At 41.5% G+C, this 13,017-nt stretch carries 16 protein-coding genes and 1 pseudogene; 5 read left to right on the top strand and 12 right to left on the bottom strand.

The annotated features are described in order from the left end of the window. Positions 1–293: pseudogene (locus IYQ92_RS09250) on the top strand (transposase); the annotation flags it as partial. Positions 294–307: 14 nt separating this feature from the next. Here IYQ92_RS09250 and IYQ92_RS09245 read toward each other — a convergent pair. Next, a complete protein-coding gene (locus tag IYQ92_RS09245; protein ID WP_195676379.1) occupies positions 308–1,114 on the bottom strand; it encodes a DUF4931 domain-containing protein in 807 nt (268 codons plus the stop codon). 227 nt (positions 1,115–1,341) lie between these two features. On the opposite strand from IYQ92_RS09245, the gene rpsN reads away from it, so the two are divergent. Then, positions 1,342–1,611: a 30S ribosomal protein S14 gene (rpsN, locus tag IYQ92_RS09240; RefSeq protein WP_195676378.1), complete on the top strand. Its 270-nt coding sequence runs from the start codon at positions 1,342–1,344 to the stop codon at positions 1,609–1,611. Positions 1,612–1,737: 126 nt separating this feature from the next. Here the strand turns inward: rpsN and IYQ92_RS09235 are convergent, their stop codons facing one another. After that, complete coding sequence (locus IYQ92_RS09235; protein WP_195676377.1) at positions 1,738–2,763, bottom strand: threonine aldolase family protein; 1,026 nt, start codon at positions 2,761–2,763, stop codon at positions 1,738–1,740. A 110-nt stretch (positions 2,764–2,873) separates the two neighbouring features. Between IYQ92_RS09235 and IYQ92_RS09230 the strand changes: the two genes are divergently transcribed. Continuing rightward, entirely contained in the window at positions 2,874–3,275 is a 402-nt protein-coding gene (locus tag IYQ92_RS09230; protein WP_195676376.1) for a MarR family winged helix-turn-helix transcriptional regulator, read from the top strand. On the opposite strand, the gene IYQ92_RS09225 is transcribed toward IYQ92_RS09230, so the two are convergent. The 6 genes from IYQ92_RS09225 to tsaB all read right to left on the bottom strand — a co-directional run bounded on the left by IYQ92_RS09225 (position 3,264) and on the right by tsaB (position 7,035). Continuing rightward, positions 3,264–3,590: an AzlD domain-containing protein gene (locus IYQ92_RS09225; RefSeq protein ID WP_195676375.1), complete on the bottom strand. Its 327-nt coding sequence runs from the start codon at positions 3,588–3,590 to the stop codon at positions 3,264–3,266. The genes IYQ92_RS09230 and IYQ92_RS09225 overlap by 12 nt on opposite strands. After that, positions 3,577–4,275: an AzlC family ABC transporter permease gene (locus IYQ92_RS09220; RefSeq protein ID WP_195676374.1), complete on the bottom strand. Its 699-nt coding sequence runs from the start codon at positions 4,273–4,275 to the stop codon at positions 3,577–3,579. The genes IYQ92_RS09225 and IYQ92_RS09220 overlap by 14 nt, the downstream gene beginning before the upstream one ends. Positions 4,276–4,357: 82 nt before the next feature. Next, the gene (locus tag IYQ92_RS09215) at positions 4,358–4,900 is read right to left on the bottom strand and encodes a cysteine hydrolase family protein (protein ID WP_195676373.1); all 543 of its coding nucleotides are present in this window, start codon (positions 4,898–4,900) and stop codon (positions 4,358–4,360) included. A 3-nt stretch (positions 4,901–4,903) separates the two neighbouring features. Then, positions 4,904–5,917 (bottom strand): tRNA (adenosine(37)-N6)-threonylcarbamoyltransferase complex transferase subunit TsaD, encoded by a 1,014-nt coding sequence (gene tsaD / locus IYQ92_RS09210; RefSeq protein WP_195676372.1) that lies wholly within the window; start codon positions 5,915–5,917, stop codon positions 4,904–4,906. Positions 5,918–5,933: 16 nt separating this feature from the next. Further along, positions 5,934–6,341 carry a ribosomal protein S18-alanine N-acetyltransferase gene (rimI, locus tag IYQ92_RS09205; RefSeq protein ID WP_195676382.1) on the bottom strand — a complete coding sequence of 136 codons (408 nt, stop codon included), beginning with the start codon at positions 6,339–6,341 and terminating at the stop codon, positions 5,934–5,936. 1 nt (position 6,342) lies between these two features. Further along, entirely contained in the window at positions 6,343–7,035 is a 693-nt protein-coding gene (gene tsaB, locus IYQ92_RS09200) for a tRNA (adenosine(37)-N6)-threonylcarbamoyltransferase complex dimerization subunit type 1 TsaB (RefSeq protein WP_195676371.1), read from the bottom strand. Between the two features lie 177 nt (positions 7,036–7,212). Here tsaB and IYQ92_RS09195 point away from each other — a divergent pair, with 177 nt between their 5' ends. Both IYQ92_RS09195 and rnjA read left to right on the top strand, forming a co-directional pair. Further along, a complete protein-coding gene (locus IYQ92_RS09195; protein WP_195676370.1) occupies positions 7,213–7,443 on the top strand; it encodes a DNA-dependent RNA polymerase subunit epsilon in 231 nt (76 codons plus the stop codon). A gap of 51 nt (positions 7,444–7,494) precedes the next feature. Further along, a complete protein-coding gene (gene rnjA, locus IYQ92_RS09190) occupies positions 7,495–9,174 on the top strand; it encodes a ribonuclease J1 (protein WP_195676369.1) in 1,680 nt (559 codons plus the stop codon). A 190-nt stretch (positions 9,175–9,364) separates the two neighbouring features. Here the strand turns inward: rnjA and IYQ92_RS09185 are convergent, their stop codons facing one another. The 4 genes from IYQ92_RS09185 to gap all read right to left on the bottom strand — a co-directional run bounded on the left by IYQ92_RS09185 (position 9,365) and on the right by gap (position 12,905). Further along, positions 9,365–9,736, bottom strand: a complete 372-nt coding sequence (locus IYQ92_RS09185; protein WP_195676368.1) for a MerR family transcriptional regulator — start codon at positions 9,734–9,736, stop codon at positions 9,365–9,367. A gap of 101 nt (positions 9,737–9,837) precedes the next feature. After that, positions 9,838–10,368, bottom strand: a complete 531-nt coding sequence (locus tag IYQ92_RS09180; protein WP_195676367.1) for an FUSC family protein — start codon at positions 10,366–10,368, stop codon at positions 9,838–9,840. A 200-nt stretch (positions 10,369–10,568) separates the two neighbouring features. Further along, on the bottom strand, positions 10,569–11,765 hold the full coding sequence (locus IYQ92_RS09175; protein ID WP_195676366.1) for a phosphoglycerate kinase: 1,197 nt from the start codon (positions 11,763–11,765) through the stop codon (positions 10,569–10,571). Positions 11,766–11,891: 126 nt separating this feature from the next. Further along, on the bottom strand, positions 11,892–12,905 hold the full coding sequence (gene gap / locus IYQ92_RS09170) for a type I glyceraldehyde-3-phosphate dehydrogenase (protein ID WP_195676365.1): 1,014 nt from the start codon (positions 12,903–12,905) through the stop codon (positions 11,892–11,894). Positions 12,906–13,017: the final 112 nt, after the last annotated feature.

Here is a 13,017-nt window from a genome sequence, read left to right as displayed (position 1 = left end):
CTGTTTCACTTTCAAGAGAAGAGGGTAGATGAGTTTTTTGAGTTAATAGTGGAGAATATAAGCAAGGTCAATCACTACTTCAAAACTGTCTTTAGAACCTTTCTTAGACACAAACAATACATCAAAAGCGCACTAGAAACACATTACTCAAATGCAAAATTGGAGGGCACCAATAAGCTTATCAAAGACATCAAACGTCTGGGCTTCGGTTTTAGAAACTTTATTAACTTTAGGAAGCGTGTTTTCATCACTCTGAACATAAAAAAAGAGAAGACCTATCAGGTCCTTTCTAGATGTTAGCTTTTCGTCACCCACTACAGTTGACAAAGAACCTTTTTTTATTGGAAAATTGTTGCGCCAAGAAAGCGCCCAAGTCCTGGCTAATTGCTTCTAAACCTTCACGGTTATTAACTTGGTGAATACCATAACCAATTTGATAGGGAGACACATTGAAACGCGGAACTAACTTGCAGGCTAGTCCTTGTCCAAGTTTATAGAAAAAGACGTTGTAAGAATGGCAGTTGCCACCTAGAAATTCCTGAAGCAGGTAAGCAGCTACTCCTCCAACCATTTCAGCCAAATCCGCCAACTGGGACAAATCATTTATCCGAACGCAAAACTCTGTGAAATCAACCATGGGCTTGGTCGCAATCAAGACCTGAGCTTGATTAGTAGAAGCTGTATTGACCGCTAATCCTTCAAACCAATCCAAATCAAGGTCTTCGTAAGCATCGATGTCATGAAAGCCCACAATTTGAGTGTGCGGATGACGAAGACTTCCACCAGATTGAGGACCAAAATTACGATAACAAACCACTGATGTAAAATCGTCACGCGCTTCCAGCTCTGCCCATTTTTCCATGATAAAAGAAAATAGGTTATGTAATTCTTCTATCGAGTAGTTAGATAAATCTCCCTCGTGCTTACTGCTCTCAATAACTAAAGTCTGGTAGGACTCTTCCAAGGTCGGAAATTTATTTTCCACCCAAATCATGTCCCCAGAGCGCTCTAAAATTCGCCCTAGCTGGCTCTGGTCACAAAAAGGACAAGCATCCTGATTACTCGGCTTTTGGCTGGCAATCTTGCGGTTAAATGTAATGTATCGTCTGGTCATTTTTTCTCCTTTAAAACTATTTTATCACAAGTTTTTATTTAACCAGTTAATTTGTTCTTGTATTCCTATTTTAAAAGTGTATAATATATATTGTTAACTAGTTAATAAGTTTTGACAGAAAGGAGCTGATTTTCTAAAATGAACTAGTTTGCGCCATTATTCTTGAATTTTGAGCGTAGAGGTGTACAATATTATCACTAACTAGTTATATATAAAGGAAAATTCTTATGGCAAAAAAATCTAAAATCGCTAAATTCAAAAAACAAGAAGCTTTGATTGAACGCTACGCTGACCTTCGTCGTGAATTGAAGGCTGCTGGCGACTATGAAGCTCTCCGTAAACTTCCCCGTGATTCTAATCCAAATCGACTTAAAAACCGTGACCTTATTGACGGTCGCCCTCACGCTTATATGCGTAAATTCGGCATGAGCCGTATCAACTTCCGTAATCTCGCCTACAAGGGACAAATCCCAGGCATCAAAAAAGCCAGCTGGTAAGCTAGCTTCCTTTCCATCTTGTGTAAAAGTGTAAGCCACAAGAAAAAATCATTTCATGAGTTGCCAAGAACTCATAGCCAATTTATTTACCAAAGCTCGGTATGCCAAGATGCCGAGTTTTTTTCGTTACAATACTTCCCGAAAAGCATCTAAGTCAGCTTGTGTCGTTGACCAACTGGTCGCAAAGCGAATGACGGTGTGATTGTCGTCATAAGTTTCCCAGAAACCGTAGCAAACTTTTTCAGCTAAAGCTTCTAATTGGCTGTTCTCCATAATGACAAATTGCTGATTGGTTGGTGATTTGAGGAAAAATTGGTAGCCCTTTTCTTCTAAAATAACTTTCAATTCTTCTGCCAAATCCACCGCTTGTTTGCCGATTTTTTGGTAAAGATTATCTGTGAAGAAGCGGTCAAATTGCAAACCATTGAGGCGTCCTTTGGCTAACAAAGCACCATGCTGCTTAATTAGGGTTGTAAAATGTTTTGGACGGTTATTTTTGGTGAAGATTACGGCTTCCCCGATAAGGGCTCCCAGTTTTGTACCGCCGATGTAAAAGACATCAGCCAGCTCTGCCATTGTCACCAAATCAATCTCATTCTCAGCTGAACCGAGCGCATAGCCAAGTCTGGCACCGTCAACGAAGAGCGTCATTTCGTATGCATCACAACTATCACGAAGAGCCTGCATCTCTTCCTTAGTGTAAAGCGTCCCGTACTCAGTGGGGTGGGAAATGTAGACCATTCCAGGGAAGACCATGTGTTCGTGATTACCGTCAGCATAGAAGTTTTCCACAAAGTTTTTCACAGCGTCAGCTGAAATCTTTCCTGCTTGAGATGGCAAAGTCAAGACCTTATGCCCTGTAAACTCGATAGCACCAGCCTCATGAACCGAAATATGACCTGTATCAGCAGCGATAACCCCTTCATAAGGCGCCAAAACGCTATCGATAACCACTTGATTGGTCTGAGTGCCACCAACTAGGAAATCCACCTCAGCCTGTGGACAAGCGCAAGCTTGACGAATTTTTTCCACAGCTGAGGCCGTATAATCATCCATTCCGTAACCAGCCTGACCCTCGTCATTAGTCTCTACCAAAGCCTTCAAAAGCTCTGGGTGCATACCTTTATTATAATCATTCTCAAAATGGAGCATTTCCTTACCTCTTTTTATTGTATTTGCAATCAACTTGTTTTATTATATCAGGTATTATTGTATTTGCAATCTTTTTTTGATAAACTAAAGAAAAAAGTTTCGGAGTTATTATGTTCAAAATCATTCGTAGTATCGGTGCCATCACGCGCACCATTCAGATGGATTCCAACCGTCATTTCAAGGCGCTGGGTCTCCACAACAACCTCTTCATCTACATCATCCGCGTCTGTGAGACACCCGGGATGTTTTTGGGGCAATTGGCTGACGCTATCCAAATCGACCGTACGACTAGCTTCCGCACTGTACAAAAACTCGTCCAGCTCGGCTATTTTACCCTAGAAAATGACAACAAGAATCAGAAAATCAAACGTATCTATCCAACCCAGCAATCCCTAGACCTTTATCCACAGCTTCACCAATACGAGCAGGAGCAGTCTGACAAGTTATTAGCAGACTTGTCCACAGAAGAAAAAGCAGAGCTCGAACGCCTGCTTTCAAAATTAAAATACTAGGCGCAAAATAGCCATTGAGATAATCCCTGTCAAAACCGCATAAAGGAGATTTTTTGACTTGTAGGCGATGGCAATTGTTGGTAGGCTGGCTATGATTTCTAACCATTTCGGATGAGGCAACTGACCGACCTGTTCGTCAAAAAGACTGGACACCATAAGAGCAAATAGAATAGCTACTGGCAGATACTTAAGAAAATGCACCACGATGTCTGGCAGACCTTTATATTTAACCAAGACAAAAGGTGCCACACGCGGAATCCAAGTCACTACAAAACCTAGTAAAATTGCTGTTAATACATAACTAGTTACGCCCATCTAAAATCACCCCCACACTACAACCAATCAAGGTCGCTAGCAAAACGGCCATTGATTCTGAAATAAATACCGTCAAAACCACGTAGGCAACAAAAACAGCTATTAAAATCAAAGTTAGTTTTTTTAGCCCTTCAGAAATCATGGCTTCAAATTGAAAGACCAAGAGTCCGATAAACATGGCAATCAAGGCAAAATCCAAGCCAAAAATTTCAGGATTTGGAATAATAGATCCCATCAAAGTTCCAATGATTGTTGACAGAGCCCAAGCGAGATAACCAATCACATTATTACCGTGCATCCAAGCAGCGGTGATATTTTTGTTATGCACATTTTCACCCAAAAGGACACCGTAGCTTTCATCCGTGATGAGGCTGGTCATCAAGATATTTTGGACAAATGGTGTTTTTGTAAAAATCGTTGTTGCATGCAAACTCATGAGCATATTACGCAGATTCACCAAAAAGACAGTCATGGTGATAGTGAGTAAATCGGCTTGCGCCGCAAACATTGCCACCATAGCAAACTGAGCCGACCCACCATAAATCAACAGACTCATGAGACCAACTTCAACAGCTGAAATCTTAGCCGCTGCTGCCACCACCCCAAAGGCTATCCCGATAGAAATATAGCCCAGAGCCGTTGGTATGGCATCACGGACACCATCTATAAACCCTTTTTCCTTCATTTTCTCACACTTTAATTTTTTGAATATTCTTTTATTATAACATAAAAACAAGTCTCTTGAGAGCGTATCAAGAGACCAGATTTTACTTGTCTGCTAAATAATCTGAAACTGTTAAAATCTCAGCAAATTCCTGATTTAGACTAGCTAAGTTGACCTGATGCAGCAAGTCAGGAGCAATCAGATTTCCTGATAGGTCAGGCAGAGAAAAACTAGCTGTCGCATCTGAAAGAATAATTACCTTAAAGCCAAGATTAGCTGCCATTCGACTGGTCGTTGAGACACAGTGCGGTAAAGTTAAGCCAACAATGACCAAGTCTGTAATCTTTTCAGCACCTAGATAGCTCTCCAAATCTGTCCCAATAAAGGCACTATTGACCCCTTTCTCAAAAACAGCTTCGCTAGCTAGTGGCTCAAAGCCTACCATAAACTCTCTGTCTTGGTCTTGATAAAAGGAACCATCAGGAGACTGTGACCGATGACAAATGTGAATGACCTCTTGCCCGAATTGACGAAAATGTTCCAGCACTGCAAGCATATTCTCCTCTGCTTGCGGATTATTACGTTGAGGCCAATGTGAACCTTGAAAGCCTTTTTGAACATCTATCAGTAATAAAGCTGTTTTCATCTCTTACTCCATGCTGTCAAAGGCTAGGCTAGGCTTAGCATTCAAATCAAGCCCTGCAAAATACCCTTTTTCGTATTCAATAGCTGCCGCTAAAGCAATCATACCCGCATTATCACCACAAAGGCGAAGCGGTGGAATGACCACATCAACATTTGTGATGTCTTTAGCCAAACGTTCACGAAGTCCCTGGTTGGCAGCAACACCACCCGCAACAACTAGCGTCTTGACTGGATATTTTTCCAAGGCTTTTTTTGTTTTAGCTAACAAAATATCAAGGACAGCCGCCTGGAAGGAAGCACACAAGTCCTCCTTAACTAAAGTCTCACCCTTTTGCTCTGCATTGTGATGCAAGTTGATAAAGGCTGACTTGAGCCCTGAGAATGAAAATTCCAAATGGTCTTCTTTAATCATGGCACGTGGAAAATTGTAAACATCCCGTCCTTGATGTGCTAATTGGTCGATTTCACGTCCAGCTGGATAGGTCAAGCCCATCACACGACCAACCTTATCGTAGGCTTCACCAACAGCGTCATCACGGGTTTCTCCGACAATTTTATAGTTGCCTGGTTCTGACACATAGACCAATTCAGTGTGCCCACCTGACACCAAGAGTGCCATTAGCGGATACTGCAATTCCTTAACTTCACGCGCTGCCATGAGGTGCCCTGCCATGTGATTGACTGGTATTAGCGGTAGTCCATTTGCCCAAGCAAAAGCCTTGGCAGCAGCCAAACCAACTAAAAGAGCCCCAACGAGACCTGGACCGTATGTCACAGCCACAGCATCCAATTCAGACGCCTTAATGCCTGCTTCAGTCAAAGCATCCTCAAAACAAGTCGTTACCACTTCCACATGGTGACGACTGGCAACTTCAGGCACCACGCCACCAAAACGTTTATGGCTCTCCACCTGACTGGCAATAATATTGGTTAGCAGTTCCTTCTCATTCTTCAAAATGGCGACGCTGGTTTCATCACAAGAACTCTCCACCGCCAAAATATATCTATCTTTACTCATGATTCTTCTTTCTAAGCTAGTTTCTACGCATAATCACAGCATCTTCAACCGGCGCATGATAATAGTTTTTACGCTGACCAAGCACTTCAAAGCCATTCTTTTGGTAAAGGGCTTGCGCTGCTTGGTTAGATGCACGGACTTCTAGAAAAATAGGCATATCAATATCAGCAATTTCCGCCATCAATTGACGACCGTACCCTCTACCTTGACAACTTGTTTTAACAGCGATGTTGGTGATTTCAACCTCACCAACCAACTGCTGAAGCGCCAAAAATCCGACAACGTCATCCTCCTCATAGGCGTAGAAATAATCCGTCGACGCTTGTGTCAAGTCAGCTTTAACCTGCTCTAAAGTCCAGGGAGACTGTTCGTAAACATCTGACAAAATCTCAAATACTGCCTGCGCCTGCTCTTCTGCTGTCATCTTAAACACGCTTGACATAGTTGTCCGTATTGCCTGCTTCGTGGGTCTTGAGCCAGTTCTCTTCAGCCTCGACACGTTTGAGGTACTGAGGGACAAAAGCATCTACATTAACGGCCTCCAAGGTCTGGCCTAAACGACCAATTGCTTGCGCTGATGGCAAGGTTTCAGTGATTTGAGCATTAGGCAGCGCCGCTTCAATCTGACTACGGAAGGCTGACACTTCTCCAACAAAATGAACACTTTCCTTATCTTTCAAAAAAGCAAGGACTTCTTCAAAAGCTGCATGATGGTCTGGTTCAATAGCTCTGCCATTTTCATAAAAACCGATATAAACGTTGTTACGACGGGCATCCATAAGCGGAACCACTAAATCTGTATCGGAAACACCAGCCGTCAAGGCATAGAGGCTAGACACACCCACCAGCTCAATCTTGAGCGAGTAAGCCAGCATCTTAGCTGTCGCCACCGCCACACGAAGACCAGTGTATGAGCCAGGCCCCTCTGCAACGACAATGCGGTCCAAATCTTTTGGTGCCCAGTTAATAGACTGCATCAAAAAATCAATGGCAGGCATAAGGCTGACACTGTGATTTTTCTTAATATTGATTGTGATATCAGCCAGCAAATCGTCACCATCCAATATGGAAACAGACAGCGCTTTGCTTGACGTATCAAAGGCTAAAACTTTCATCATTTGACTTCCCTTACTTGATTATACCTCTTATTTTATGATATAATTGTGATAATTGCAACGAATCAAGGTTAATTCCACTACTCAAAAAATGTTATATCCAACTGTCATTGTTTCTAGCTGAGACACTGGCAGATTTTTTCATAGTTTGGAAGACCATGAGACACAGAAAGGACTATTATGATTTATAAAATTTTCTACCAAGAAACAAAAGAACGCAATCCACGTCGCGAACAAACCAAAGCACTTTATCTTGATATTGATGCTCAATCAGAACTTGAAGGACGTATCGCAGCTCGTAAATTAGTTGAAGAAAAAACACCTTACAACATCGAGTTTATCGAACTTCTTTCAGACAAGCACCTCGAATACGAAAAAGAAACTGGTGTTTTCCAACTCACTGAACTCTAGAAAGGAGTCTAAGCTATTGGCTCCGAGGTGAGCGACTAGCTTAACCACATTATGTCAAATATCAATTTAAAACCCGAAGAAGTTGGGGTTTATGCGATTGGTGGTCTCGGTGAAATCGGAAAAAATACATATGGTATTGAATATCAAGATGAAATTATCATCGTTGATGCTGGTATCAAATTCCCAGAAGATGACCTTCTCGGAATCGACTATGTCATTCCAGATTATTCATACATCGTGGAAAACTTGGACCGTGTTAAGGCTCTTGTCATCACTCACGGACACGAAGACCACATCGGTGGGATTCCCTTCCTTCTTAAACAAGCCAATGTTCCTATTTACGCAGGACCACTCGCCCTTGCCTTAATCAAAGGAAAATTGGAAGAACACGGTCTACTCCGTGACGCTAAACTCTACGAAATCAATGCTAATACTGAATTGACTTTCAAAAACCTTAGCGTGACCTTCTTCCGTACCACTCACTCAATCCCAGAACCTCTTGGAATTGTCATCCACACTCCTCAAGGCAATATTGTCTGTACAGGAGACTTTAAGTTCGACTGGACACCAGTTGGAGAACCTGCGGATATTCATCGCATGGCTGCGCTTGGTGAAGAAGGCGTACTCTGCCTCCTTTCAGACTCAACCAACGCCGAAGTCCCAACCTTTACTAATTCGGAAAAAGTTGTCGGTCAATCTATCATGAAAATCATTGAAGGCATCCACGGACGTATTATCTTTGCATCCTTCGCCTCAAATATCTTCCGTCTCCAACAAGCAGCTGAAGCGGCTGTCAAAACTGGCCGTAAGATTGTTGTCTTCGGACGTTCCATGGAAAAAGCTATCGTCAATGGTATTGAACTTGGTTACATCAAAGTTCCCAAAGGAACATTCATCGAACCTAGCGAATTGAAAAATTATCATGCTAGCGAAGTGCTTATCATGTGTACCGGTAGCCAAGGGGAATCAATGGCTGCGCTAGCACGTATCGCCAACGGAACACATCGCCAAGTGACCTTGCAACCCGGTGATACCGTCATCTTCTCATCAAGTCCCATCCCTGGAAATACAACCAGCGTCAACAAATTAATCAACACCATTCAAGAAGCTGGTGTCGATGTTATCCACGGAAAAATTAACAATATCCACACCTCTGGACACGGTGGCCAACAAGAACAAAAACTTATGCTCCGCCTCATGAAGCCAAAATTCTTCATGCCAGTTCACGGTGAATACCGTATGCAAAAAGTCCATGCTGGACTTGCAATGGATACAGGTGTGCCAAAAGATAATATCTTTATCATGGAAAACGGTGATGTCCTAGCCCTTACCAAGGATTCAGCACGCCGTGCTGGTCACTTCAACGCACAAGATACCTATGTTGATGGTAATGGTATTGGTGATATTGGAACTGCCGTCCTACGTGACCGTCGTGACCTTTCAGAAGATGGTGTCGTTCTAGCAGTCGCAACTGTTGACTTCGACAGTAAGATGATTTTGGCTGGTCCAGATATTCTCAGCCGAGGATTCATCTATATGCGCGAATCTGGTGACCTCATCCGAGAAAGCCAGCGCATCCTCTTCAACGCTATCCGTATTGCTCTTAAAAATAAAGACGCTAGCATCCAATCTGTCAACGGTGCAATCGTCAACGCTTTAAGACCATTCCTTTATGAAAAAACAGAGCGCGAGCCAATCATCATCCCGATGGTACTCACCCCTGATAAATAAACATATAAAATAAGCATCGGACCCACAAAGGCTGATGCTTATTTTTAAATACTTTACATTGGGCAAATCAAGCTTATAATTACCAAGTTACACGAACCAGCCTAGAAGAAATCCTCCCAAAGCACAATAACCTTGGGAGGATTTCTTTTATAACAACCATTCTATTCAGATTAAAACTGTACATTAATCTTTAAAAACGATTTAAACCTAAATGCTGAGATGGATTTCCAAAACGACCTTGATTGCGAAGCTCGTCATGTAAAATACGACGAACATCGGCATCCGTTAAAGCCTTCTGCTTTTGACGCACTTTCTCTTCACGCTCAGCATATTCTCTTCTAATCGCAGCGATATTAAGCCCTTCATCAAGGAAATCCTTAATTTCTAGCAAGCGATCCATATCATTTAAGGAAAACATACGACGGTTACCCTCAGTACGCTCAGGCCTAATCAAGCCCTGATCCTCATAGTAACGAATTTGACGAGCGGATAAATCGGTCAACTTCATAACAGCACCAATCGAAAAAACTGACATAGAACGTCTTAATTCTTTTTCTCTCACGATTATCCCCCTTACCTTTTCATTATAACTTGAATATTGAGAACTGTCAATAAAGATGTTACATTTCATAACATCACTTTTTAGTACTTTATGGCTACCGACTAACGTCGCAATAGCTGGCGCAACTTATCGACATCGGTATTGACCAAAGTCGCAACAAAAACACCACAAAAAGTTTCAAATACCCGAGCAAAGACGTAGAGGATAGTATCGCCAGATGGAATAGATAACGTAATAATCAGCAAAGCTGCTGTCGCCCCAATAATCCCAGACTTATTGTTAATGGCCACATTTAACATGATACAAAGCATGGTAAAAACTGGTACAAAAATCAAAATCACCCAAAAAACTTCATTGAAAAACTGATTGATGATAAAAAATATGACAGATAGAATTCCTCCAATACTATTCCCTATAATTCGAGATAAGCCAAAATGGACACTTTTATCAAAATCTTCCCGTAGGCTAAAGACAGCCGTCAGACAACCAATCTGCAAGCCCTGCCAACCAAATAAATGGAAAATCAGTAAAATAATAAAAACTGATAGACCGGTTTTTAAAGTCCGCATCCCCAATTTAAACGCTTTTGGATTGAATTTATATGCACTAAGCCTTTTCTTTAATGACTTCATATCACCCTACCTTTTTGAAAGAATATTAATATTTTAACATACTTAATTCTCAAAAAAATCTGTAAACGTTTTATATTTTTGAAATGTGGAAATACAAAATATCATTTGCTTCCCGAAGTTCCTAAATAAAATGATACAAAAAAGGCAAACAGTCATTTGACCATTTACCTTTCAGCACTTTCTTGTACTCAATTTTCGACTTATTTATCAGTCAAGGCTGCAAGACCTGGAAGAACTTTACCTTCAAGAAGTTCCATTGATGCACCACCACCAGTAGAAATCCATGAGAATTTATCTGCACGACCAAGGTTGATAGCAGCTGCTGCTGAGTCACCACCACCGATGATTGATTTAACGCCTGGTTGTTTAACGATAGCGTCCATTACACCGATTGTACCAGCTTGGAAGTCAGGGTTTTCAAAGACACCCATAGGACCGTTCCAGACAACAGTTTTAGCACCAGTCAAAGCTTCGTCAAATTTAGCAATTGATTTAGGACCAATGTCAAGACCAAGGAATCCTGGGTCAACAGCTTCGCCTTCAGTATCTTTAACTTCAGTGTAGTCAGCAAAAGAGTTAGCTTCCTTTGAGTCAACTGGCAAGATTAATTTACCGTTAGCTTTTTCAAGAAGTGATTTAGCAACTTCAAGTTTATCTTCTTCAACCAATGAGTTACCGATTTCGATACCTTGAGCCTTGAAGAATGTGTAAGTCATACCACCACCGATAAGAACTTTATCAGCTTTTTCAAGTAAGTTTTCAATAACACCGATTTTATCTGAAACTTTTGAACCACCAAGGATAGCCACGAATGGACGTTCTGGAGTTTCAACAGCTTCTTGGATGTAAGCAATTTCGTTTTCAAGAAGGAAACCAGCAACTGCTTTATCAACGTTTGCAGAGATACCAACGTTTGAAGCGTGTGCACGGTGAGCTGTACCGAAGGCATCATTTACGAAGATACCATCGCCAAGGCTAGCCCAGTATTTACCAAGTTCTGGATCATTTTTAGATTCTTTTTTGCCGTCAACATCTTCAAAACGAGTGTTTTCAACCAAAAGAACTTGTCCATCTTCAAGAGCGTCAATAGCAGCTTCCAATTGAGCACCACGTGTAACGCCTGGGAATACAACATCTTGACCAAGTTTAGCGGCCAAGTCTTTAGCAACTGGAGCCAAAGATTTACCAGCTTTGTCAGCTTCTTCTTTCACACGTCCAAGGTGAGAGAAAAGGATTGCACGACCACCTTGTTCAACAATATATTTAATTGTTGGAAGGGCAGCTGAGATACGGTTGTCGTTAGTGATAACGCCATCTTTCAAAGGCACGTTAAAGTCAACACGAACGAGGACTTTTTTACCTTTCAAATCAACGTCTTTAACAGTCAATTTAGCCATTAGTAAGACTCCTTATTATTTTTTACCTTAATATTATACCATATTTTTCACAAAGTTTCTAAAAATTCATGCAATCAAATAAAAAAAGAGACCCGATAATTCGAGCCTCTTTCTGGTTAGCAAAAATTATTTAGCGATTTTTGCGAAGTATTCAAGAGTACGTACAAGTTGTGAAGTGTATGACATTTCGTTGTCGTACCATGAAACTGTTTTAACCAATTGAGTTCCATCAGCAGCTTCAGTTACTTCTGTTTGAGTTGCATCAAACAATGAACCAAATGACATACCAACGATATCAGAAGAAACGATTGGGTCAGTGTTGTAACCGAATGATTCAGTTGCAGCAGCTTTCATAGCTTCGTTAACTTCTTCAGCAGTTACTTTTTTGTCAAGAACTGAAACAAGTTCTGTCAATGAACCAGTTGGAACTGGAACACGTTGTGCATGACCTTGCAATTTACCGTTCAATTCTGGCAACACAAGACCGATAGCTTTAGCAGCACCAGTTGAGTTAGGAACAATGTTTGCTGCAGCAGCACGTGCACGACGGAAGTCACCCTTACGGTGTGGACCGTCAAGGATCATTTGGTCACCAGTGTAACCGTGGATAGTTGTCATTGTACCAGCTTTAACACCGAAGTTCTTGTTCAAAGCGTCAGCCATTGGAGCCAAACAGTTTGTAGTACATGAACCAGCTGAGATAACTGTTTCAGAACCGTCAAGAACGTCATGGTTAGTGTTGAAAACAACAGTCTTAACATCTGATCCACCAGGAGCAGTGATAACAACCTTCTTAGCACCACCAGCATGCAAGTGTTTTTCAGCAGCAGCTTTAGTTGCAAAGAAACCAGTTGCTTCAAGAACGATTTCTACACCGTCGTTAGCCCAGTCGATTTGTTCTGGATCACGTTCAGCAGAAACTTTAACGAATTGACCGTTAACTTCAAATCCACCTTCTTTAACTTCAACAGTACCGTTGAAACGACCTTGAGTTGTATCGTATTTCAACAAGTGTGCAAGCATTGCTGGATCTGTGAGGTCGTTGATGCGTGCAACTTCAACACCTTCAACGTTTTGGATACGACGGAAAGCAAGACGACCGATACGACCGAAACCGTTAATACCAACTTTAACTACCATTAGTGATTTCCTCCTTATGAAAATCTCAAATATTTTATTCTAGGGTTCCCCCTAACCAAATGTGAAAAGATTAACTTGGCTAAGCATGAAAACCTTTCAACATCATTTATTA

It is taken from the genome of Streptococcus sp. HF-1907 (assembly GCF_015594605.1).
Lineage (GTDB): Bacteria > Bacillota > Bacilli > Lactobacillales > Streptococcaceae > Streptococcus.
This window is presented reverse-complemented; position numbering and strand designations above follow the sequence as displayed.

Bases quoted from the DNA above. Each gene is read 5' to 3' on its own strand.
- IYQ92_RS09180 (WP_195676367.1), bottom strand. From the start codon at position 10,368: ATGAAGTCATTAAAGAAAAGGCTTAGTGCATATAAATTCAATCCAAAA.
- tsaD (WP_195676372.1), bottom strand. From the start codon at position 5,917: ATGAGTAAAGATAGATATATTTTGGCGGTGGAGAGTTCTTGTGATGAA.
- gap (WP_195676365.1), bottom strand. From the start codon at position 12,905: ATGGTAGTTAAAGTTGGTATTAACGGTTTCGGTCGTATCGGTCGTCTT.
- tsaB (WP_195676371.1), bottom strand. From the start codon at position 7,035: ATGATGAAAGTTTTAGCCTTTGATACGTCAAGCAAAGCGCTGTCTGTT.
- IYQ92_RS09195 (WP_195676370.1), top strand. From the start codon at position 7,213: ATGATTTATAAAATTTTCTACCAAGAAACAAAAGAACGCAATCCACGT.
- IYQ92_RS09230 (WP_195676376.1), top strand. From the start codon at position 2,874: ATGTTCAAAATCATTCGTAGTATCGGTGCCATCACGCGCACCATTCAG.
- rpsN (WP_195676378.1), top strand. From the start codon at position 1,342: ATGGCAAAAAAATCTAAAATCGCTAAATTCAAAAAACAAGAAGCTTTG.
- IYQ92_RS09220 (WP_195676374.1), bottom strand. From the start codon at position 4,275: ATGAAGGAAAAAGGGTTTATAGATGGTGTCCGTGATGCCATACCAACG.
- rimI (WP_195676382.1), bottom strand. From the start codon at position 6,341: ATGACAGCAGAAGAGCAGGCGCAGGCAGTATTTGAGATTTTGTCAGAT.
- IYQ92_RS09225 (WP_195676375.1), bottom strand. From the start codon at position 3,590: ATGGGCGTAACTAGTTATGTATTAACAGCAATTTTACTAGGTTTTGTA.
- rnjA (WP_195676369.1), top strand. From the start codon at position 7,495: ATGTCAAATATCAATTTAAAACCCGAAGAAGTTGGGGTTTATGCGATT.
- IYQ92_RS09175 (WP_195676366.1), bottom strand. From the start codon at position 11,765: ATGGCTAAATTGACTGTTAAAGACGTTGATTTGAAAGGTAAAAAAGTC.
- IYQ92_RS09245 (WP_195676379.1), bottom strand. From the start codon at position 1,114: ATGACCAGACGATACATTACATTTAACCGCAAGATTGCCAGCCAAAAG.
- IYQ92_RS09235 (WP_195676377.1), bottom strand. From the start codon at position 2,763: ATGCTCCATTTTGAGAATGATTATAATAAAGGTATGCACCCAGAGCTT.
- IYQ92_RS09215 (WP_195676373.1), bottom strand. From the start codon at position 4,900: ATGAAAACAGCTTTATTACTGATAGATGTTCAAAAAGGCTTTCAAGGT.